Annotated in this window: 17 protein-coding genes and 1 riboswitch; all 17 genes read left to right on the top strand. The window is 38.3% G+C overall.

The genetic code is table 11. The features are described from left to right. Positions 1-55: 55 nt before the first annotated feature. The 17 genes from AC4BB7_RS13980 (at position 56) to AC4BB7_RS13900 (ending at position 21,044) form a co-directional block, all read left to right on the top strand. Positions 56-826 carry a TatD family hydrolase gene (locus AC4BB7_RS13980; RefSeq protein ID WP_490483432.1) on the top strand — a complete coding sequence of 257 codons (771 nt, stop codon included), beginning with the start codon at positions 56-58 and terminating at the stop codon, positions 824-826. After that, a complete protein-coding gene (gene rnmV, locus AC4BB7_RS13975) occupies positions 823-1,389 on the top strand; it encodes a ribonuclease M5 (protein WP_490483431.1) in 567 nt (188 codons plus the stop codon). Before AC4BB7_RS13980 ends, rnmV begins: the two co-directional genes overlap by 4 nt. Before the next feature lie 26 nt (positions 1,390-1,415). Next, positions 1,416-2,297, top strand: coding sequence for a 16S rRNA (adenine(1518)-N(6)/adenine(1519)-N(6))-dimethyltransferase RsmA (gene rsmA, locus AC4BB7_RS13970; RefSeq protein WP_490483430.1), 882 nt, complete (start codon positions 1,416-1,418; stop codon positions 2,295-2,297). A gap of 186 nt (positions 2,298-2,483) precedes the next feature. Continuing rightward, on the top strand, positions 2,484-3,677 hold the full coding sequence (locus AC4BB7_RS13965; RefSeq protein WP_490483429.1) for an MFS transporter: 1,194 nt from the start codon (positions 2,484-2,486) through the stop codon (positions 3,675-3,677). Between the two features lie 42 nt (positions 3,678-3,719). Beyond that, positions 3,720-4,709: a linear amide C-N hydrolase gene (locus AC4BB7_RS13960; RefSeq protein WP_490483428.1), complete on the top strand. Its 990-nt coding sequence runs from the start codon at positions 3,720-3,722 to the stop codon at positions 4,707-4,709. Between the two features lie 27 nt (positions 4,710-4,736). Continuing rightward, positions 4,737-4,840: riboswitch (glycine riboswitch) on the top strand. A gap of 185 nt (positions 4,841-5,025) precedes the next feature. After that, positions 5,026-6,111: a glycine cleavage system aminomethyltransferase GcvT gene (gene gcvT, locus AC4BB7_RS13955; RefSeq protein WP_490483427.1), complete on the top strand. Its 1,086-nt coding sequence runs from the start codon at positions 5,026-5,028 to the stop codon at positions 6,109-6,111. 24 nt (positions 6,112-6,135) lie between these two features. Continuing rightward, the gene (gcvH, locus tag AC4BB7_RS13950) at positions 6,136-6,519 is read left to right on the top strand and encodes a glycine cleavage system protein GcvH (protein WP_490483426.1); all 384 of its coding nucleotides are present in this window, start codon (positions 6,136-6,138) and stop codon (positions 6,517-6,519) included. A gap of 3 nt (positions 6,520-6,522) precedes the next feature. Then, a complete protein-coding gene (gene gcvPA, locus AC4BB7_RS13945; protein ID WP_490483425.1) occupies positions 6,523-7,839 on the top strand; it encodes an aminomethyl-transferring glycine dehydrogenase subunit GcvPA in 1,317 nt (438 codons plus the stop codon). Continuing rightward, positions 7,836-9,269 carry an aminomethyl-transferring glycine dehydrogenase subunit GcvPB gene (gene gcvPB / locus AC4BB7_RS13940; protein WP_490483424.1) on the top strand — a complete coding sequence of 478 codons (1,434 nt, stop codon included), beginning with the start codon at positions 7,836-7,838 and terminating at the stop codon, positions 9,267-9,269. The genes gcvPA and gcvPB overlap by 4 nt, the downstream gene beginning before the upstream one ends. Before the next feature lie 173 nt (positions 9,270-9,442). Beyond that, complete coding sequence (gene lpdA, locus AC4BB7_RS13935; RefSeq protein WP_490483423.1) at positions 9,443-10,825, top strand: dihydrolipoyl dehydrogenase; 1,383 nt, start codon at positions 9,443-9,445, stop codon at positions 10,823-10,825. Positions 10,826-10,962: 137 nt separating this feature from the next. Next, complete coding sequence (locus AC4BB7_RS13930) at positions 10,963-12,150, top strand: M20 metallopeptidase family protein (RefSeq protein ID WP_490483422.1); 1,188 nt, start codon at positions 10,963-10,965, stop codon at positions 12,148-12,150. 26 nt (positions 12,151-12,176) lie between these two features. Beyond that, the gene (locus AC4BB7_RS13925; RefSeq protein WP_086314065.1) at positions 12,177-13,841 is read left to right on the top strand and encodes a formate--tetrahydrofolate ligase; all 1,665 of its coding nucleotides are present in this window, start codon (positions 12,177-12,179) and stop codon (positions 13,839-13,841) included. Between the two features lie 683 nt (positions 13,842-14,524). Then, complete coding sequence (locus AC4BB7_RS13920; protein WP_490483421.1) at positions 14,525-15,625, top strand: tyrosine-type recombinase/integrase; 1,101 nt, start codon at positions 14,525-14,527, stop codon at positions 15,623-15,625. Positions 15,626-16,164: 539 nt separating this feature from the next. Further along, positions 16,165-18,969 carry an isopeptide-forming domain-containing fimbrial protein gene (locus tag AC4BB7_RS13915; RefSeq protein ID WP_490483420.1) on the top strand — a complete coding sequence of 935 codons (2,805 nt, stop codon included), beginning with the start codon at positions 16,165-16,167 and terminating at the stop codon, positions 18,967-18,969. A gap of 16 nt (positions 18,970-18,985) precedes the next feature. Next, positions 18,986-19,336 (top strand): LPXTG cell wall anchor domain-containing protein, encoded by a 351-nt coding sequence (locus tag AC4BB7_RS13910; protein WP_490483043.1) that lies wholly within the window; start codon positions 18,986-18,988, stop codon positions 19,334-19,336. Beyond that, the gene (locus AC4BB7_RS13905) at positions 19,333-20,142 is read left to right on the top strand and encodes a WxL domain-containing protein (RefSeq protein ID WP_490483042.1); all 810 of its coding nucleotides are present in this window, start codon (positions 19,333-19,335) and stop codon (positions 20,140-20,142) included. The genes AC4BB7_RS13910 and AC4BB7_RS13905 overlap by 4 nt, the downstream gene beginning before the upstream one ends. A 68-nt stretch (positions 20,143-20,210) precedes the next feature. After that, positions 20,211-21,044 (top strand): WxL domain-containing protein, encoded by an 834-nt coding sequence (locus tag AC4BB7_RS13900; protein WP_490483041.1) that lies wholly within the window; start codon positions 20,211-20,213, stop codon positions 21,042-21,044. The last annotated feature ends 57 nt before the right edge of the window (positions 21,045-21,101 follow it).

The following is a 21,101-nucleotide window of genomic DNA, read 5'->3' as shown; positions in this document are numbered from 1 at the left end:
CATTCAGCTTTTGGTTAAAATGTGATAAAGTATAGAAGACAAAGGAGGGGTTTACTTGATTTTTGATTCTCATACCCATTTAAACGCAGAACAATTTAATGAAGATATTCCAGAAACAATTGAACGTGCAAAAGAGTTAGGTGTAACGGAGATGGCAGTGGTTGGTTTTGATACGCCGACGATCGAAAAATCTCTAGAACTTAGCCAACAATATAAAGAAATCCAAAGTATTATCGGCTGGCATCCAACAGAAGCTGGAAGTTATACGCCGGAAGTCGAGAAAAAACTTCAGCAGTTATTAACAACACCAAAAGTAGTGGCACTTGGCGAAATTGGTTTAGATTACTATTGGATGGAAGACCCAAAAGAGGTACAAGATCGTGTGTTTCGTCGTCAAATCGCAATTGCCAAAGAAATGAACCTGCCAATCAGTATCCATACACGAGATGCGATGGAAGATACGTATAAAATTTTAAAAGAAGAAGATATTCGTGATATCGGTGGAATTATGCATAGCTTTAGTGGTGATCCTGAGTGGATGGCGAAATTTTTAGATATGGGGATGCATATTTCTTTAAGCGGTGTTGTGACGTTCAAAAAAGCAGTAGAAGTGCAAGAAGTGGCCAAAGCAGTTCCATTAGATCGCTTACTGGTAGAGACCGATGCACCTTATCTAGCACCTGTCCCTTATAGAGGTAAACGTAACGAACCAGGTTATACTCGTTATGTAGTAGAGAAAATCGCAGAATTAAGAGAAGTTCCATTGGAAGAAATTGCAAAGCAAACGACAACGAATGCGCATCGTTTATTTAGGTTAACCGAATGACAGAAAAGTTGAGAATCGAAGAAATCATTGTCGTTGAAGGAAAAGACGATACCAGACGGATTCAAGAAGTTGTTGACGCGGATACGATCGAGACAATCGGTTCAGCGATCAATGAGGATATTTTAGAACAAATCGAGCATGCGCAAGAAACGCGCGGTGTCATCATTTTTACTGACCCTGATTTTTCAGGTGAAAAGATTCGTAAAACAATCATGGAAGTTGTGCCTGATGCTAAGCATGCCTTTCTCTCGCGGCAACTTGCAGCACCTAAAAAGCGTGGCTCAAGTTTAGGCGTGGAACATGCCAGTGATGAAGCGATTTTAGAAGCGCTGGAAAAAATTGTAACACCTATCAATGAGACCGATGACTATCAAGAAATCCCTAGACAAACCTTGATCGAATATGGTTTAATAGCGGGAGCTCGTGCAAAAGAACGCCGTGAAAAATTAGGCGATGAATTGCGTATTGGTTATACAAACAGTAAACAATTAACGAAACGTTTGAAAATGTTTCGGATCACTGAAAAAGAATTAAGAGATGTCATGAATAACTTAAATGAATGACCTAGTGAAAAATCGGAGGAATCAATTTGACAGAATATAAAGAAATAGCCACCCCTTCAAGAACCAAAGAAATTTTGAAGCAACACGGCTTTTCATTCAAAAAAAGTTTAGGACAAAACTTTTTAACAGAACCGAATATCTTACGGAAAATTGTTGAGACAGCAGGAATCGATACGCAGACCAATGTGGTGGAAGTCGGACCTGGTATCGGTGCTTTAACAGAACAGCTAGCCAAAAATGCTGCACAAGTTTTAGCATTTGAAATCGATGATCGCTTGATTCCTGTTTTAGAAGATACGATGAGTCCCTATCCAAATGTCACAGTTGTTCATAGTGATGTGCTTAAAGCAGATCTAGTTGGTACAACAAAAGAGGTTTTTAAAGAAGAACTTCCTATCAAAGTGGTTGCTAATTTGCCTTACTATATTACAACGCCGATCATGATGCACTTTTTAGAATCGGATTTAGCGGTAGAGGAAATGATCGTTATGATGCAAAAAGAAGTTGCAGACCGAATCTCGGCAAAACCTGGAACCAAAGCTTACGGCTCGTTATCGATTGCTGTTCAGTATTTTATGGAAGCAAGCATTGCGTTTATTGTGCCGAAAACTGTGTTTATCCCGCAACCAAATGTTGATTCAGCAATCATCAAATTAACAAAACGTGATAAACCAGCAGTTGAAGTAACGAATGAAAAAGAATTCTTCAAACTAACAAAAGCATCCTTCCAGTTGCGCCGTAAGACATTGTGGAACAACTTGATTCATTTTTACGGTAAAGATGATGAAACCAAAGCTTGGTTGACTAAGAGTTTGACAGAAGCTGAGATTGAACCTTCACGTCGTGGAGAAACGTTGTCATTAATCGAGTTTGGGCGTTTAAGCAATACGTTAGAAAAAAATCGTTAAAAAAGTGGATTGAGAAAAATTGTTTAATTTTTTTCAATCTCCTTTTTTTATCAAGCATTCATAAAGAGAAGAAAAAATCATTTTCTTTTGACTTTATGTAAAATAATTGGATAGAGATATTGACTTTTTTCAAATATCAAGCATAATTATAAATAGAAAGCGCTTTCTTTCGTGAGGAGTGAGACAGTGGAAAATAAGAAAACAAGAAATGTTACGTGGATGCTTGTCGCTATATTTTTGGGATACACCTGTATTTATGTAGACAAGACGACAATTGGGATGTCACTGGTGACGATTGCAAATGATTTAGGTTTTGATCCACAGCAAAAAGGCTTGATACTCAGTGCTTTTTTTCTAGGTTATACGATTTTTCAAATTCCATTTGGTTATTTATCTAGTAAGATTGGAACAAGAAAAATGATGATCGCGTCTGTTTTTCTAGTAGGAATTTTTCTGTTTTTATTTGGCTTCGGCTTTTCTTTGTTGTATTTGATTTTAATTCGATTCATGACAGGAGCCGTGGCTCATTCTGGTTATCCATCTTCTGTAAGTACCTTTATTTCACAAGAATTGCCAATAGAGAAACGAGGACCAGCACAATCGACAATGATTGCTTCTTCAGGTTTTGCAGCAATAGTAGGACCGTTATTGATTGCGCCTCTTTTACTACAGATCGGTTGGCATAAGACCTATTATTTTTTAGGGGCAGCAGTCCTTTTGGTCGCCGTTTTAATGTATTTTGTGATCCCTAAAGAATTTGGTGGAGTGAAAGAGCATTTAAAAAATAAAAAGGTTATCTCATTTAGAGAAGTACTAAAAGATCGAAATGTTTGGATTTTGATATTTGCGGCATTTTTTATAAACGCTGCGATATACGGTTTAAATGGTTGGATGGCGACTTATTTAGTCGAAGCTCATGGTCTTGCCTTAACTCAAACGGCATATGTAGCAGCAATTATTGGCTTTTTCACGATGATCGCAGCTATGTTGGGTGGCATTGTAGTGAATAAATACTTCGTTGGTAAAGAAAAAAATGTGATTTTCATAGCCACTATAGGTGGAGGAATCTTTGCTATTTTAGTCTCTGTTGTCGGAACATTTATCATGAGTATGGTGGCATTAACTTGTGCTGTGGCGTTTGCGAGCTTAGCTTTTGCTACATTGATGAGTATTCCATTAAAAATATTTCCAACAGATGAAGTGTCAGCCAAATATGCAACGATCAACGCAATCGGTGTCTCAGGTGGATTTGTTGCACCGACGATTATTGGTGCGCTGATTCAACTGTCTAATGGTGCTTTCTTTAGTTCATTCTTATTTATAGGGATTTCATTTATTGTTGCTGGAGGAATTACTTTACTAGTGAAAAAAAGTAAATGATCGTAGTTCAGAATTTTGAAAAAATGAGAAGGGTGTGAGAAAATGTGTACAGGAATTACAATTAAATCAATCAAGGGGAATAGTTACTGGGGAAGAACACAGGAATTTAATTTGTTGTTAGAGTATGATGCTGCAATTATTCCAAGAAATTATGATCTAACTGTTTCGTTAGATCACTTTTTAACACGTTATGCTGCGATGGGGGTCTCAATTTCCGGTCAGCCATTATTAGTAGACGGTGTTAACGAAAAAGGATTGGTGGGCGGTTCTTTTTACTTTGGTCATTATAATCGGTATATCGAATCAGAAAAAATTCGCGCAATGGGGAAATTACCTTTAGCAGGCGCTGAATTTGTGACCTATGCGCTAACAAACTATGCTTCGGTCAAGGAATTGAAAGAGCGGGTAAATCAAGAGACTGCAATAGCAATTGTTGATAATCCAGCGGGGATTCCTCAACATTATGTATTTCAAGATGAGTCTGGTGCCTCCGTTGTAGTTGAACCTTCCATCGATGGTGGCTATGAAATTTATGATAATCCTGTCGGTGTTTTTACGAACAGCCCTAAATTTGATTGGCATTTGACCAACCTTCAAAATTATGTTGGACTTAGTGATGCGATAGCACCCGATATTCAGATGGATGACCTTCATGTGATTTCAAATGGTAAAGGTTCTGGGCTAAGAGGAATTCCAGGTGATTTTACACCGCAATCTCGATTTGTCCGTGCAGCGTACCTAAAACACTTTTCAGAGCCAGTAGACGATGAACAAGCAGTGGAACAGATTTTTCATATTTTAGATAGCTTTGATATTCCTAAAGGTGTTGTGAAAGTCAGTTCAGATACAGATGTACAGTATACCCAATATACAAGTGCTTATGACAGTAAAGAAAAACAAATGTACATTCACTTGTATGAAAATCGTATGATTCAAACACTGGCTTTGACAGCTGGTAAATTAGATAATCCAGTACCTCAGTATTTTGAATTAAAGACTAAACAACAGTATTATTCAATGCCTAAAAAATGAACTATAGGCACAAAATAAAGTAGATGGAAGAGAATTACGGGAGAGACTAGTCATAGCACCGAAGGAATAAATAATCAATGGCGCAAACCATTGATCATGAAGATCTCAGGTAAAAGGACCGTAATTGGACATCACTCTGGAAAGCGGAAGCACCGAAGGAGCAACTCTTCAAGAAGAAGACGAATCTCTCAGGTTTTGTACAGAGGAACAGGCATTTTTTTAACATGCCTGTTCCTCTGTTTTTATATAGTTTATACAGCTTGGAGGTGTCATAAATTAAGCACTAAAAATACAAAGAAGCAAAGGAGTAGAAAAGATGGATTTAAAAACACCTTTATATGACGCACATCTTGAAGCAGGCGGAAAAATGGTTTCATTTGCTGGTTACACGTTGCCTGTTCAATATAAAGATAGCGGTGTGATCAAAGAACATTTAGCTGTTCGAAATCAAGTAGGATTATTCGATGTTTCCCATATGGGTGAAGTCGTTTATGAAGGAAAAGATGCTTTAGCGAATTTGCAGTATGTATTAACAAATGATTTTAGTAATTTAGAAGTAGGTCGTGTTAGATATACCTTGATGTGTAATGAAAACGGCGGTGTGATCGATGATCTACTTGTTTATAAATGTAGTGATGAAAAATATTTATTAGTCGTCAATGCAGCGAATCGAGCAAAAGATGTTGCATGGATGAAAAAGCACTTATTTGGTGAAGTCGAATTCTCGGACCAATCGGATCACTTTGTTCAAATCGCATTGCAAGGCGCATTTGCGAAAGAAATTATTGGGAAATTAACGAAAGAAGAAGAGATACCTAAAAAATATTATAGCTTTACTGAACACGCCGATGTTGGTGGTGTGACGTGTCTTTTATCTCGAACAGGTTATACAGGAGAATTTGGTTACGAACTATACTGCAAACCAGAAGACGGAATCAAATTATGGAATTTATTACTGGAGACGGGTCAAGAATATGGGATTATTCCTTGTGGGTTAGGCGCTCGTGATACGTTACGGTTAGAAGCAGGAATGCCGCTTTACGGTCATGAAATGACAGACGAGATCACGCCTTTTGAAACAGATTTAAGCTTTGCAGTAAAGATGAACAAAGAAGATTTCATCGGTAAAAAAGCTCTTATTGACAAAGGCGAACCTAAAATCACTCGAATCGGTCTGCAGTTAACGGATCGAGGAATCGTTCGTGAAGGGGCAGATGTGTATTTTAATGACAAGAAAATTGGTCAAACAACCTCAGGTACAATGTGTCCGTTTATTAATAAAGCATGTGCAATGGCGTTAGTTGAGAAAAATAGTGTAGAAATCAGTTCTCCTATAGAAGTTGAAGTTAGAGGGAAAAGAATTAAAGCAGAAGTTGTAACTATACCGTTTATAAAAAAATAATTGGAAAAGAAGGAGTCGTTTATTATGACAAAAGCTACGGAATTGAAATTTTCAAAATCACATGAGTGGGTACTTTTTGATGGAGATAAAGTGAAAATTGGTCTTTCTGATTATGCACAAGATCAGCTAGGCGATATCGTTTTTATTGATTTACCAGATGAAGGTGATGAGGTTACGAAAGGTGAATCATTTGCAGATATCGAATCTGTTAAGGCTGTTTCAGAAGCCTATTCTCCAATCACAGCCACAGTTACGGCAGTTAACGAAGAGTTGCTAGACAGTCCTGAGCTGATCAATTCAGCGCCTTTAGAATCATGGCTGATCGAAGTGGAAGGAGTAGAAGAAATCGAAGACTTGCTAAGTGCTGAGGAATATAAAAAATTCTGCGAAGAATCTGAGGAGGCATAATGAATGGGTAACTATCTTGGCTCAACGGAACAACAACAACAAGAAATGCTGAAAACAATTGGTTTAAAAAATATGAGTGACCTCTATCAAGATATTCCTAAAGAAATGATTGTAGAAAACTTGGATATCCCCACGGGAAAATCGGAGTTTGAAGTACGGCGTATCTTAGAAAATATGGGAAAGAAAAACAAAGTCTTCTCAAGTATTTTTCGTGGTGCTGGTGCTTACAATCATTATATTCCTGCTATTGTGAAGCAAATTTCAGCGAAAGAAGAATTCATGACGTCTTATACACCTTATCAACCTGAGATCAGTCAAGGGTTGTTACAGTCGATTTTTGAATATCAAACAATGATCTGTGAAATTACGGGAATGGATGCGACAAATGCTTCTGTTTACGATGGTGCAACGGCTGCTGCTGAAGCGATCAATATGTGCTTAGAAAAAAAACGTTTAACAGTCTTGATCTCAGAAACGACCAACCCAATGACGATCCAAACAGCTCTGACTTATTTTAGTTCTAGAGACATTGAATTTATCATGATTCCTGAAAAAGATGGTGTAACAGATTTATCTGTTTTAAAAGAAAAGCTAGATGATACGAGTGCTTGTTTCATTGTCCAACAGCCAAATTATTATGGCGGAATTGAGCCTGTAGAAGCAATTGCTGAAATGGTGCACGAAGCAAAAGCTAAATTTATTATGAGTGTCAATCCTGTGGCGAGTACAGTACTGAAAACAGCTGGTGAAGTCAACGCAGATATTGCTGTTGGTGATTCACAACCATTTGGGATACCGCTAGCTTTTGGCGGACCCTATATTGGGTTCATTGCCACAAAAGAAAAAATGATTCGTAAATTACCTGGGCGCATTGCAGGAGAAACAGTGGATGAAGCAGGTGATCGAGCGTTTGTTTTAACGCTGCAAGCTCGTGAACAACATATTCGCAGAGAAAAAGCAGCTTCTAATATCTGTTCAAATCAAGCACTTTGCGCGTTAACGAATGCTGTTTATATGAGTACGATGGGTGCGCGCGGCATTCAGGAAGTAGCTGAACAATGTTACAGTAAAGCCCATTATCTCTGTGACCAATTAACGCAAATCAAAGAGGTCAAAAGGAATAATGATAGTCCGTTTTTCCATGAGTTTGTGACGACTTTTCCAGTATCGAATGAAGTCGTGCTAGCTAAATTAGAAGAACACGACATTTTGGGCGGCTATCCTACAGAGCAAGGTTTATTATGGTGTGCGACAGAAATGAATACCAAAGAGCAAATAGATGAAGTAGTCGCATTGGTGAAGGAGGCGTGTGAATCATGAAATTAATTTTTGAGCGTAGCGTAGAAGGGTATTATAACGAAATGATTTCCCCGTGTGATGTCCCAACGACAAAGCTTCCAGAAGAAATGAAACGTCAAAAAGAACTCCATTTACCATCACTGCCTCAACCAGAAATCAGTCGGCATTATACAGAATTAGCCGATGCAACATTCGGCATCAATGATGGTTTTTATCCTTTAGGTTCATGCACGATGAAATACAATCCTAAAATTAATGATGAAATGGCGGCTTATCCAGCTTTTGCTAATATTCATCCTTTACAACCAGAGCATACGGTTCAGGGATCGTTAGAAGTCTTTACTACGGCAGAAATGTTGCTGAAAGAAATTACTGGAATGAATGCCATAACGTTTCAACCAGCAGCAGGAGCACATGGTGAATTTACAAGTTTACTGATGATCAAAGCGTATCACGAAAAAAATGGTCAGCCACAAAGGAACAAAATTATTGTACCTGATTCGGCCCATGGAACAAATCCTGCCAGTGTGGCGATGACTGGGATGATCACGGTCAACATTCCATCGGATAAATATGGTTGTGTGGATATTGAAGCATTGAGGGATGCAGTTGGTGAAGATACAGCAGGTTTGATGTTGACCAACCCGAATACAGCAGGGATATTTGATAAAAATATCTTAGAAATAACAAAAATCGTTCATGATGCTGGTGGATTGAACTATTATGATGGTGCCAATTTAAATGCCATTATGGGGGTGGCCCGTCCAGGAGACATGGGCTTTGATATTATTCATTTAAACCTACACAAAACTTTTTCAACGCCCCATGGTGGTGGTGGACCAGGTTCTGGTGCAGTAGGGTGTAAATCATTATTAAAACCGTTTTTACCTAATTATTATCCAGTTAAACAAAAATCAGAAATAAGCTTTACGAAGCCTGAGTATTCGATTGGATTAGTAAAAGGGTTTTATGGTCAATTTTCAGTATTCTTACGTGCTTTGACCTACATTTTATTTTTAGGATCAGAAGGGATTTCGTCTGCGTCTAAGAGCGCGGTATTGAATGCGAATTATATGTTGCATGAATTAAAAGATATTTTTGAAGTGCCATATGGGGACTCCTGTATGCATGAATTTGTGATTAGCTTAGACAAATTGAAGAAAGACACAGGCGTTACAGCGCTAGATATAGCCAAAGGGATTTTAGACCATAAGATGTATCCACCGACCATGTATTTCCCATTAACTGTACCAGAAGCATTAATGGTCGAACCGCCTGAAACAGAGTCGAAAGAACGGATGGATGATGCGATCGCAGTTTACCGTAAGCTTTATGAAGACGCTCATAAAAATCCAGAAGCCTTTCATGAGTATCCGCTACATGCTCAAATCCATCGTGTGGATGAAGTAAGAGCTGCAAGGCACCCAATTGTTCGTTATGATTTTGAATAATCTAGGGTGTAAAGAAACGAAACGTTGTTATTTATATGTTGTCTAGCTATGCGGGCTAGTTTCTCGGAAAAAAGATAAAAATGAAATGTGATAAAGAGCATTGCGTTCATTTTACCTATTTTTCTATTGAGACTATAGGAGCCCGCTACGCTTTTAGGAAAAGGAGGAAAAGTATGCGTTATGATCTAATCATAATCGGGGCGGGGCCTGGTGGGTATGTTGCAGCAATCAAAGCTGCTCAATTGGGTATGAAAGTAGCACTTGTTGAAAGTGATCGTGTTGGTGGCACTTGTTTGAATCGAGGCTGTATTCCAACTAAAGCATTGTTACATTCAGCTGAGCTTGTTCATGAAATGAAAAATGCTGGAGAAAATGGTATTCATATTCGTGATATTCAGATTAATATGGAAGAAATCTACGCAAAGAAAACGAAAGTTGTTGATACGCTAGTTCAAGGAGTCGAAGGACTAGTTAAAGCGAATAAAATTGAGCTGCTCTTTGGAACCGCTCAAATTATCAAAGCAGGCGTAATTGAAGTAGATGGAACAACATATGAAACTGAAAAAATCATCATTGCAACTGGTTCAAAACCAGCAATTCCACCGATTCCAGGTAATGAATTGCCTGGTGTATTAACAAGTAATGAGCTTTTAGAACAATCAAATAATTATAAAAAACTGACCATTATTGGCGGTGGTGTAATCGGTGTAGAGTTTGCAATGATTTTTAATGAGCTAGGTTGTGACGTAACGATTGTTGAAACGGCGGCGACACTGTTACCTAATTTTGATCGTGAAATTTCGAAAAAGCTAGCAATGATTTTAAAAAAACAAGGAATCAAAGTCGCAACAAAATCAATCGTGACCAGCATTTCCAAAGAGCAACAATTAACATGTACCTATACTACTAAAGGAAAAGAACATTCTGTTACAAGTGATGCCGTTTTAATTGCGACTGGACGAAAAGCAAACTTTGAAGGTTTGTTTCCACCGGATTTAAATATAAAGATAGACAATCAAAGTATTTGGATAGATGACTCTTTTGAAACATCTATCAAAGGCATTTATGCTGTCGGAGATGTAGCAAACCGAGGTACACAGCTAGCGCATGTGGCTTCCGCTCAAGGAGTAAATGCTGTTTTGGCGATGAATCAAAAAGCAATGGAATATGATTTAGAGATTATTCCTTCTTGTGTCTACACGTCACCTGAAATCGCTGCTGTGGGGATAACGGAGGAAGATGCACAAAATCAAGGAATCTCTGTGAAGGTCGGCAAATACAATATGGCTGGGAATGGAAAAACGATAATTGCGGGGAACACATTAGGCTTTATCAAAGTCATTGCAGATGAAAAGAACGAAAAAATCATTGGAGCTCAGCTAATGTGTGATCGAGCTACAGACATGGTCAGTGAATTTACCACAGCAATCGTTAGTGGTTTGACTATCGATGAAGTGATGGCAATTGTTCATCCCCATCCAACCTATAATGAAGGAGTAGGCGAGGCATACGAAAATCTTCAAGGCTTAGGAATCCACACAATCCCTAAAAAATAACAGAAAATTGGCAAATAAACTAAAATATTTGGTACTATAATAAGAGAAGTATATTGTCCGTTTGCTTTGAAGGTATTCGTGTTTTTAACAATGCCAACAAAAGTCACTTCGCTTTAAAAAGAAAAGGAGAAAAAATAATGCTGACAGAAAAACAAACAAGGTTTGCTGATAGTTTAGAAGAAGAGTTGATTCAAATTAGAAGACATCTTCATCAGAATCCAGAGATCGGGATGGACTTACCGAATACAGTTGCTTTTGTAAAACAGAAACTTACAGAATATGGTTATGAACCTCAATCTTGTGGAGAATCAGGTATCACAGTAGTTGCTGGTAAAAAGGTTGGAAAAACATTTCTACTACGAGGAGATATGGATGCATTGCCGATTCGGGAACTGACCGATTTGTCATTTAAATCCGAAAATGGCTATATGCACGCGTGCGGTCATGATATGCACACAACCATGTTATTGGGAGCGGCTAAAGTATTAAAAGAATTTGAAGATGAATTAGACGGTCAAGTAAAATTACTCTTCCAACCAGGTGAAGAAATTCTTTCAGGTTCGAAAGTTTGTATCGAAAATCATGTATTAGAAAACCCTAAAGTTGATGCTGGTATGATGATCCATGTTTTCCCTTTTAAAGGACTTAAAGCAGGACAAATCATGCCCACACCAGCAGGAACATTTATGGCCAGTGCAGATTGGTTTGAAATCAATATCAAAGGTCGAGGTGGACATGGCTCACAACCTGAGACTTCGATCGATCCGATTAATGTAGCGGTTCATATTTATACAGCATTACAAGAGCTTTCTGCAAGAGAGATTGGTTCAGAAGAACGCTTTGTCCTGACAATCGGGGAATTCACTGGCGGTACACCAGGCGCTTCCAATATTATCCCAGAAACAACGGTGATGAAAGGAACACTACGAACATTAAAAGAAGATGTCCGCACTCAGGTCAAAGAACGAATGATAGCGATGGCTGAAAATATTGCCAAAGCATTTCGTGCTGAAGCAGAAGTAGTTTTCACGAATGGCTGCACAACGAATGTGAATGATCCCGAGTTGACCGCATTTACGAAAGAATCGTTGACAGAAACATTTGGCGCTGATCGAATCGTGTCTATTCCAACATCTACTCCACTTATGGGTAGTGAAGATTTTGGTGAAATCAGTCAGTTGATTCCAACAACGACTGTTTTATTGGTTGCATCAGAGGAAAATATCAATCTTCATAATCCAGCTATCGTGTTTGATGAATCAGTTTTAGTCGAAGGCTCGAAAGTTTACGCAGATACAGCAATATCTTGGTTAAGCCAAGCATAAAAGTAGGATAAAATGGAGGGAATAGAATGGTTAAATCGGATATCGAAATCGCTCAAGAAGCAACCATGTTGCCAATCTCAAAAATCGCAGAAAAAATTGGTTTAGAGGAAGAGCAAGTTGATTTATATGGAAAATATAAAGCAAAAATCGAAGTGGATAAAATAAAGACAAACAAAGAGGGCAAAGTCATTCTAGTTACGGCAATCACCCCAACACCTGCAGGTGAAGGGAAAACAACGACCGTTGTAGGACTAGGTGATGGCTTAAACAAAATCGGGAAAAATGCAATCATTGCTTTAAGGGAACCTTCTTTAGGTCCAGTTTTTGGTATTAAAGGAGGGGCTGCGGGCGGTGGTTATGCGCAAGTGGTTCCTATGGAAGATATTAATCTCCATTTTACTGGTGATTTCCATGCGATCGGTGCAGCAAATAATTTACTAGCGGCCATTATTGACAATCATATTTTCCAAGGGAATGAGTTAGGTATCGACAATCGCCGAATCACTTGGAAAAGAGCAGTGGATATGAATGATCGACAATTAAGACACGTCGTTGATGGTTTAGGTGCTAGAGTGAATGGTGTTCCAAGAGAAGATGGCTTTGAAATTACCGTAGCTTCAGAAATCATGGCTGTGTTGTGTTTATCCAATGATATTGAAGATTTAAAAGAGAATCTAGGCAATATTATTATTGGCTATACCTATGATAATCTGCCAGTTACTGCTAGAGAGTTAAATGCCCAAGGCGCAATGACAGCGTTATTAAAAGAGGCAATCAAGCCCAATTTAGTTCAAACGCTAGAAAATAATCCTGCTTTGATCCATGGTGGGCCGTTTGCCAATATTGCTCATGGCTGTAACAGTGTGATCGCGACGAATACCGCTAGAAAATTAGCCGATTACGTTGTAACCGAAGGGGGCTTTGGTGCTGACTTAGGAGCAGAAAAATTCATCGATATCAAATGTCGAAAATCTGGTATTCGTCCGTCAGCTGTCGTTGTTGTAGCAACTGTTCGTGCATTAAAAATGCATGGTGGTGTACCTAAAGATCAGCTTGGTACTGAAAATATTTCTGCTTTAACACAAGGGTTACCAAATCTTTTAAAACATATCGAAAATACAACGACTGTGTTTGGCTTACCAACGGTTGTGGCAATCAATAAATTTCCTACAGATACAGATGCAGAGCTTGAACTTGTGAAAAAAGAATGTCAAAAACGCAATGTAAATGTGGTTCTTTCAGATGTCTGGGCTCATGGTGGTGCTGGTGGTGAAGAGTTGGCCAGAGAAGTTGTTCGTCTAGCTGATCAGGAAAATCATTTTGAATTTGCTTATCCAGACGAACTGCCAATCAAAGAAAAAATCAGCGCAATCGTTGAGAAAGTCTATGGTGGAAATGCTGTTCGTTATGAACCGATTGCTGAAAGAGAAATTGCTAAATTAGAAAAACTTGGGTTTGGCAATTTACCGATTTGTATGGCTAAAACACAGTACTCATTTTCAGATGATCAGACAAAACTGGGTAGACCAACTGATTTTGCGATAACAATCAGTAATATCAAGATATCGGCTGGAGCAGGATTTATTGTTGCTTACACAGGAACTGTGATGACCATGCCTGGACTACCGAAGAAAGCAGCCTATGAAAAAATCGACGTTGATTCTGAAGGGAAAATTGTTGGTTTATTCTAGGTCGAAGACAAATGTGAAATCATGAGAAGCCTTATCGGAACAATGTGATGTTTAAGAGCTACTGTTTCTCGTTGTTTATTCGGAATTAGAGAGTGAAACAAAACGATTAGTTCGTGTTGTTTCACTCTCTTTTTTGGGATAAAGTAAATTTGGCTATTGATTTACTTTGTCATTCAAATTTTTTCTCGTGTTTAAGAACCGGAGGATTGGTTAATTTATAGGTTAGAAGTAGGTGTAATAAGCAAATAGATTTCTTATTTTCCTTTTTTTTGAGCAAAAAAAGAAATAAATATTATTTATATACGTTGTATAATATATTTAAATACATTTCTTGTTTTTTCACAAAACAGGAAATGTATTTTATTTGGATTTTAAATAAATGTGTTAACAACATAATTAATTCTATTAGAGTTATTGAGAAAAATCAAGTAGATAAAGCAATAAATATCTCGTTATTATTTTCAATTTTTTTAGTAAATATTTAAATAAATGAGAAAAACAAATAGTTTTGTTGTTTTTAATAAAATAAAATAGGAAACGATGAGGCAGCGACCTCTTATTTTAAAATATAGTCGATTTAATTGCTATTCGGTTAAGAGATTTAGAGGGAAGCATGAAATTGATGGAATATTTTTTTCCGCCGTCAATTTCGCCGTCAATACATAGGAAGGATTTGATATATTTTGGCCAAAGGTGAAAATATTTATAAACGAAAAGATGGTCGTTGGGAAGGGCGCTATCCTAAGGCTAGAAAAAACGATGGTTCTATCCATTATGGTTATATCTACGGACGTTCCTATCGTGCAGTGAAAGAAAAAATGCTTGAGAAAAAAGCACAAGTAACAGCTTTTTATACAAACAGCACAAAAGAATTTCAAGGAACATTTGGCAATTGGGCTGATCTTTGGTTGACAGAAATTATGGCACATAAAATTAAAGAGAGTACTTATGCCAGTTATAGTAATAAGTTACAAATACATATTTTGCCCTATTTAGAAAAGTATCCATTGAAAAAAATTACAACACAGATGATAGATCAACTGGTCAAAAAATTGACGCAATCATTGGCGACAAGTTCAGTTCATATTATTTTTCGTATTGTTAAAAGCTGCTTTGAAGCAGCAAAAAAACGTGGATATATCTATTTAAACCCATGTGAGTACACGACTTTACCAAAGAGTACAAAACAGAAAGTATTGGCACTTACACGTGCGCAACAAAAAGCTGTAGAAGCAGAATGTGTAAAAGATGAAAAAGGGCTGCCTATCTTGTTAGCCTTAGAAACAGGCATGCGAATTGGTGAAATATGCGGGTTGAAATGGAGTGATATCAATTTTGAATCTTCTTTGCTGAGCGTTGAACGGACAAAGCAAAGAGTTTATTTGCCGAACCTTGTCGGACAACGATCAAAGCTTGTAGAAACAGTACCTAAAACAGTGAATTCTACTCGAATTATTCCATTAACAGAAAAACTTAAGAAAACATTACTCTATTGGAAAGGTCAAACCTTATCTGAATATGTTGTATCAAGTGAGAATCGTTCCATTGAACCTCGAACAGTAAGTTATCGCTTTGAAAAGATCAAGAGAAAACTTGGATTGGTTCATGTTCCTTTTCACGCTTTGCGTCATACTTTTGCTACACGTTGTGTGGAATTAGGGGTCAATATTGCTGCCCTAAGTTCTTTACTGGGGCACTCATCAATCAAATTGACACTAGATACTTATACAAATTCATTTTTAGAGGAACAGCGTGCAGCAATTGCAAAATTGGCGTTAATTTAATTTTTTTAGTTTTCATTTTATGAATTTTTATATAAAAAATAAAAAACAATCGTTATTTTAATGGCGGGTTATATAGAATTAAAGCTAGCTTTACTCAGATGAGTAAGGCTAGCTTTTTATTTTATCCGCCGTCAAATTAATCGTCAATTAAGAAGTTTGAATAGCAGTTTTTCAATATTTGTTTAGGTATTTCCTGTTTTGTGAAAAAACAAGAAATGAAAAAAAACTAACTTAGTACATGTTACCTAATCTAAAAATCATGATTAAGGTTGTATCCATTTTTTAATTCCTGTTTTTTACTCTAATTATTGTCAATTTATGAGAACTTATTAGCTTAATAATACTATAAACCAGAAAAATAGAAAAATATTTCGAATACAACTATTCTTTGTTTTCAATTTTTATACCAACCCTCGTTTAAAAGAAGCTAAAACATATAAGGAAGTAACTCTTGTATGGTCGGCAAGGTTTCCTTTAAATGTAGGCTGCTATAAAAAATGAAATATATATTATTATTTACTATTGAAAGGAGGAGAAATGTGAAAAAAAATAAAAATACTCAAAAAATCACTTTCTCTATGATTGCGCTTATGGCTATAGTGGGAATATTCTTCTTAGGAAAAAATGTGTTAGCGCATGAAACAAGTGATGGGGAAAATGACTCAGCACAATTAACAAATAAAATTATGGATTCATTAAGCAACGATAAACTAGCGTTGTCTCCTGGAACAAGGACCAATCTACCAGACTTTAATTGGCGATTGTTAGATACAGACGGTATAGATTTGTCAACGTTTCAAAAAGTAGATGTGAATACCCCTGTTAAATTAACGGGTGGAGCCTTCTCCACTACTCAGAGAGATTATTACATGTATTTCGGTCATCCATCTAAAGGAGAGGTATTCAACCACGATACGGGTAAATTCGAAGGGAGAAATATTTATGCGAAAATAGATATGACAACTGATCGAACTTTAGCATTAACAGGTCCAGCTATGATTGGTGTGAAAAAAGGAACAAGTGGGAAGCAACAAGTGTTTGGCTATGATTATGATTATGCACTTGGAGGATTTGGGGCTTCTAATAGCAGCTTTGATATTGGTGTGTTAGATGATTTAACAGGAAAAATATTTGCATCAGGGGTAGTATTTAAGCCAGCAGTATCTTCCGCTGCACGTGAGTACATTACTGAACAATATGTGAAAGAGAATGAAATTGTTTCATATGGCTATTTTCTACAAGAGATTAGAAGAACTACTCCGTCGAAATATGAATATTTACCAGTAAGAGTTCATGGCTATGTAGCTGATTTTAAAAAGGGTAGAGTTCGTTATGATGTTAGTTTTTATAATCAACGTGGCCAACAGACAAGCTTTGGAGTGACTCACTCTTCCCATATGGATGTTGGTGGGAACCATAGGTCTTCTAGGTTATTTTCATATGGGACAGGGGGGTTATATTTCAATGAACCCGATAAGACAGTCGCAGATGGGATTCCAGCTCGTATTTATTTTTATACAAATATTGGTTATCCAGAAGGTAGTAATATGCCAACAGAATATCTGTGGGGGGATCTAGGTGGCAATATAGACAAAGTAGGCTCCTTTAAGTTTATGATAGGAACTAGTTTTGTTGAAAAGGCTGGAAGTCTGGATGAACCGTATCGTCCTTGGTCCAATAACTACCTACCGATGCATGAGGAATACGTTTTAAAACACCCTGTTTTCATGATGAGGTGGCCAAAGATAACCGTTCCAAACGATAGCGTCGGAACCGCAACTTTAGATATGTCAATCGAAGAACCAGAACTCTTGAAACCTACTGCAGAGAAGTCATACAAGAACACGACATCACTCAATGGAGAGAACATGGTTGGAGATATTCTTGATTTTGAAGTTATAGCTTCAAATGATGGAGACATGAACCCTTGGCAACAAGTGACTTTAGAAGATAAATTACCACCAGAATTAGAACTAGATACTCGTTCACTTGTAATGGTTGATGTAAATGGAATAGAGACATCGTTACCTGCCTCTATTTATGATCCGGGCACACACACTTTTGCAATTGGCAAATATGATATTGAAGCGAAAAAATCAATAGCTATTAAGTATAAAGCAAAAATCGTGGGTGGTGCGCAAACAACGATCATCAATCGTTTTAAAGCATACAATGACAAAAACGATGAAGATGAAGCCGAACTTAGTATTCTAGTGAAAGGAGAACCCGCCAAACCAGAAGCGGCTAAAACATATACCAATAACACGTCAACGGACGGAAAAGATCGAATTGATGACAGTCTTACTTTCGAATTAAGTGCATCAAATGCAGGAGAAGCCTCTTGGCAAGAAGTGGGCTGGAAAGATGAGTATCCAGCAGAATTAGAATTAGATAAAGAGTCCTTCGTCTTAGTAGATGACAAAGGCGTAGAAAAGAAAGTTACACCTATTTTTCATGCATCACTTCCTTCATTTACAGTAAGTGATACACCACTAGAGGTACAACCAGGGAAAAAGATAACCCTAAGATATAAAGCAAAAATCATCTCTGGTGAAGGAACGACGATTACCAATAAAGTTACAGCTTATACAGTGAGTGATTCGACCAAAAAAGCAGAGGCTCAAGTGGCGATTCCAGTATTTCCCAAAAAACCTTTGACCAAAGACCTCACTATCCACTTTGTAAATAAGGCCGGTGAAAAAATTGCGGAGCCGATTATCCGAAGTGAAACGATTGGTTCGATTGTCAAGTTGAAAGAAGAGGCAGAGACTGTCGGTTCAGCTCTTTACAATGCGATCAAAGCGGTCGAAGCGAACCAATTTAAACTCGTTGAGCGCCCCGCGAATGAAGCCTCTGTTGAAATTATTGACGGAGTCAATGAAGTGACCTATGTATTTGATGGAAAACTTCTGCTTTATTCTGCACCCAATAGAATTAATTTCAGTACCCACAAATATGATGGGAAAACCACAAGGGTGAACGCCCCGGCATACGACCAAGATTTGGTGGTCAAAGATGGCCGTTCTGTCAAAGATAAATGGACCTTAACGGCGAAGTTAACAGCTGAAATGACCCATATAGATCCTGCTCATAAAGACAGTGTCTTAAAAAATGCGATTCGTTATGTATATGAAGGGAAAGAAATCATCTTAGACAAGGGTGCTCAGCCGATCATGGTTCATACAAATGAGGCAGAGAAAGAACTCTATAACATTAGTACCACATGGAATGGCACCAAAGCAGGCGACGGCTTCAAGTTAGAAGTTGACCCAGGCGATGTTAAAAAATTAGGCAGCTACCAAGGAGAAATTCTATGGGAACTCGCAGCGACGCCGGATCCGTAAGAGAAGGAGGAGAGATATGAAAAAAAGCTATAAACGACTATTTTTCGCTCTGTTACTTCTTGTAGGAATTGGAGCGGCGAATACCCAAAAGGCCTTGGCCGAGGGTGGCCAAGTCACGACCAATGGTGTAGTTGGTTTCTATGAAGAATCAAGTACTGAACCGACACAGTCTAGTACCAGTGAACCGTCAACGGCAACCAGTTCTTCTAAAGAGTTGCCCATTACAAAACCGAAAGGCCGCTTGCCGAGTACCGGTGAGCTCATTCAAAGTCCGTATACATGGGTGGGCGTGTTGTTGGCTGTCGGAGCCTTGATCTTGTTTCGACGAGCGAAGAAAAATCGGTCAGCGAAGGAGGGGAATCAATGAGTGATTTAAAAACAATTATTCCTCTTTCCTGCTTGGCTCTCTTAGCGCTAGGCTCACCCCTTACTAGTTATGCCGAAAGCAGTGATGTAACAGGGACTGGAAACATCGAAATGACAGGGGGCATCCTGAAACAGCCGATCGATCCAGAAAACCCAGAAATCCCCGTTGATCCGGGGCCAAGCCCGTCAACAGACGGTCCATTACGCATCGATTTTGTGTCATCATTCCACTTTGGACATAATAAAATCGAGGAAAAAAACCGACAGTTTTACGCGAATGCCCAATTGTTTCACGACGGGACAACGCCCAGAGGGAGTTATATCCAAATTACGGATGAGCGTTCGGATAAAAAAGGGTGGACCTTACAAGTACGCCAAGAATATCAATTTAGAAATACGATCATTCAAGAAAAAGAAGCCCAAGAATTAAAAGGAGCGACCTTGTCTTTAGACCACGGTTGGGCCAATAGTGTCTATACGTGGGAAACCCCGCCGATCGTGACGAAAGATACCATTGAAATTTCAGAGTTGGCCATGACGCAAAACATTGCGATTGCCGAAATAGGCAGTGGGAAAGGTCAATGGACGATTGAATTTGGCGCATCGGAAACGAATAAAAACCAACAAAAAAATACTCTATTTCCAAAAACGACCCCATCTGGTGATGCCATCGTAGACCCAGATTTTGAGAATCAACCAGTTTATGGAAACACCGCTATTTTCTTATCTGTTCCAGAGAGAACAGAAATCAAACCAGTGCAATATGAAACAGAATTGACCTGGATCTTGGCAGCCTTGCCAACTTAATTGGAGTTCACTTGTGCAAGCAAGTAACTATATATAAAACACACATATATCTTTAGGAGGAAAACACAATGAAAACAAGAACACTATGTACCGTTGCTTTAGCAGCCATCGTTTCAGCATCACTAGCAGGGAGCGCAACAGCTTTTGCGGATGAGCACTCATTAAAAGGAAAAGGAATCATTGAAATCATTGAAGACAATGGGGACAATGAAGACATCGATCCAGAGAAACCAGGGACAATCAAGCCAGAAGATCCAAACACTGTAGATAAAAACCCAGTCTTTGGTCCAATTACGATTGACCGTGTAGCGGTGTTGAATTTTGGGCAACAAAAAGTATCGACAAAAACAGAAACATACACAGCCGCAGAAATTCCAGTAACAGAAGTGGCTCCAGATGGGACAGAAACAGCAGGAAAAGTACGTGGACCATACGTACAATGGACAGACAAACGTGCTGGAGATGACCACACGTATTCTATCAAAGCTGAAATGACAAAACAATTTACACACACAACAAAAACAACGAAATCACTAGATAAAGCAACGATTGCTTACACAAATGGCTTATTAAATTCAACACAAGAAAATATTAACTATTGGCCAGCAGGAGAACCAACAAACTTCACATTAGGAAATGGCGCAACCAATCCAGGTGCCGGCAAACAGTTGGTCTTTGATAACACAGCGTCTACAGGAGCTGTTGGTTTAGGAACGTATTCTGCGGAATTCGGACAATCCGCTGACTTTACTGCAGCGGGGATTATACGTCCAGGTGCTTCTACTGCAGGTGTTGGTAAATCTGCTAGTTCAGTTTCCTTAAACGTACCAGCTCAAACCATTGAATTAGGCACTTACGAAGCAGATATCACATGGTCAATTGAATACACACCAGCACCTTAATTCGTGATACGAAACTAGGTGAACTACTCAGTTTAGTACTGAGGCGTACAAGCGGTT

This window comes from Enterococcus sp. AAFC-DPL-5182 (genome assembly GCF_058216605.1).
Note: the sequence above shows the minus strand (reverse complement) of the source record. Positions and strands in the feature narration are given on the sequence as shown.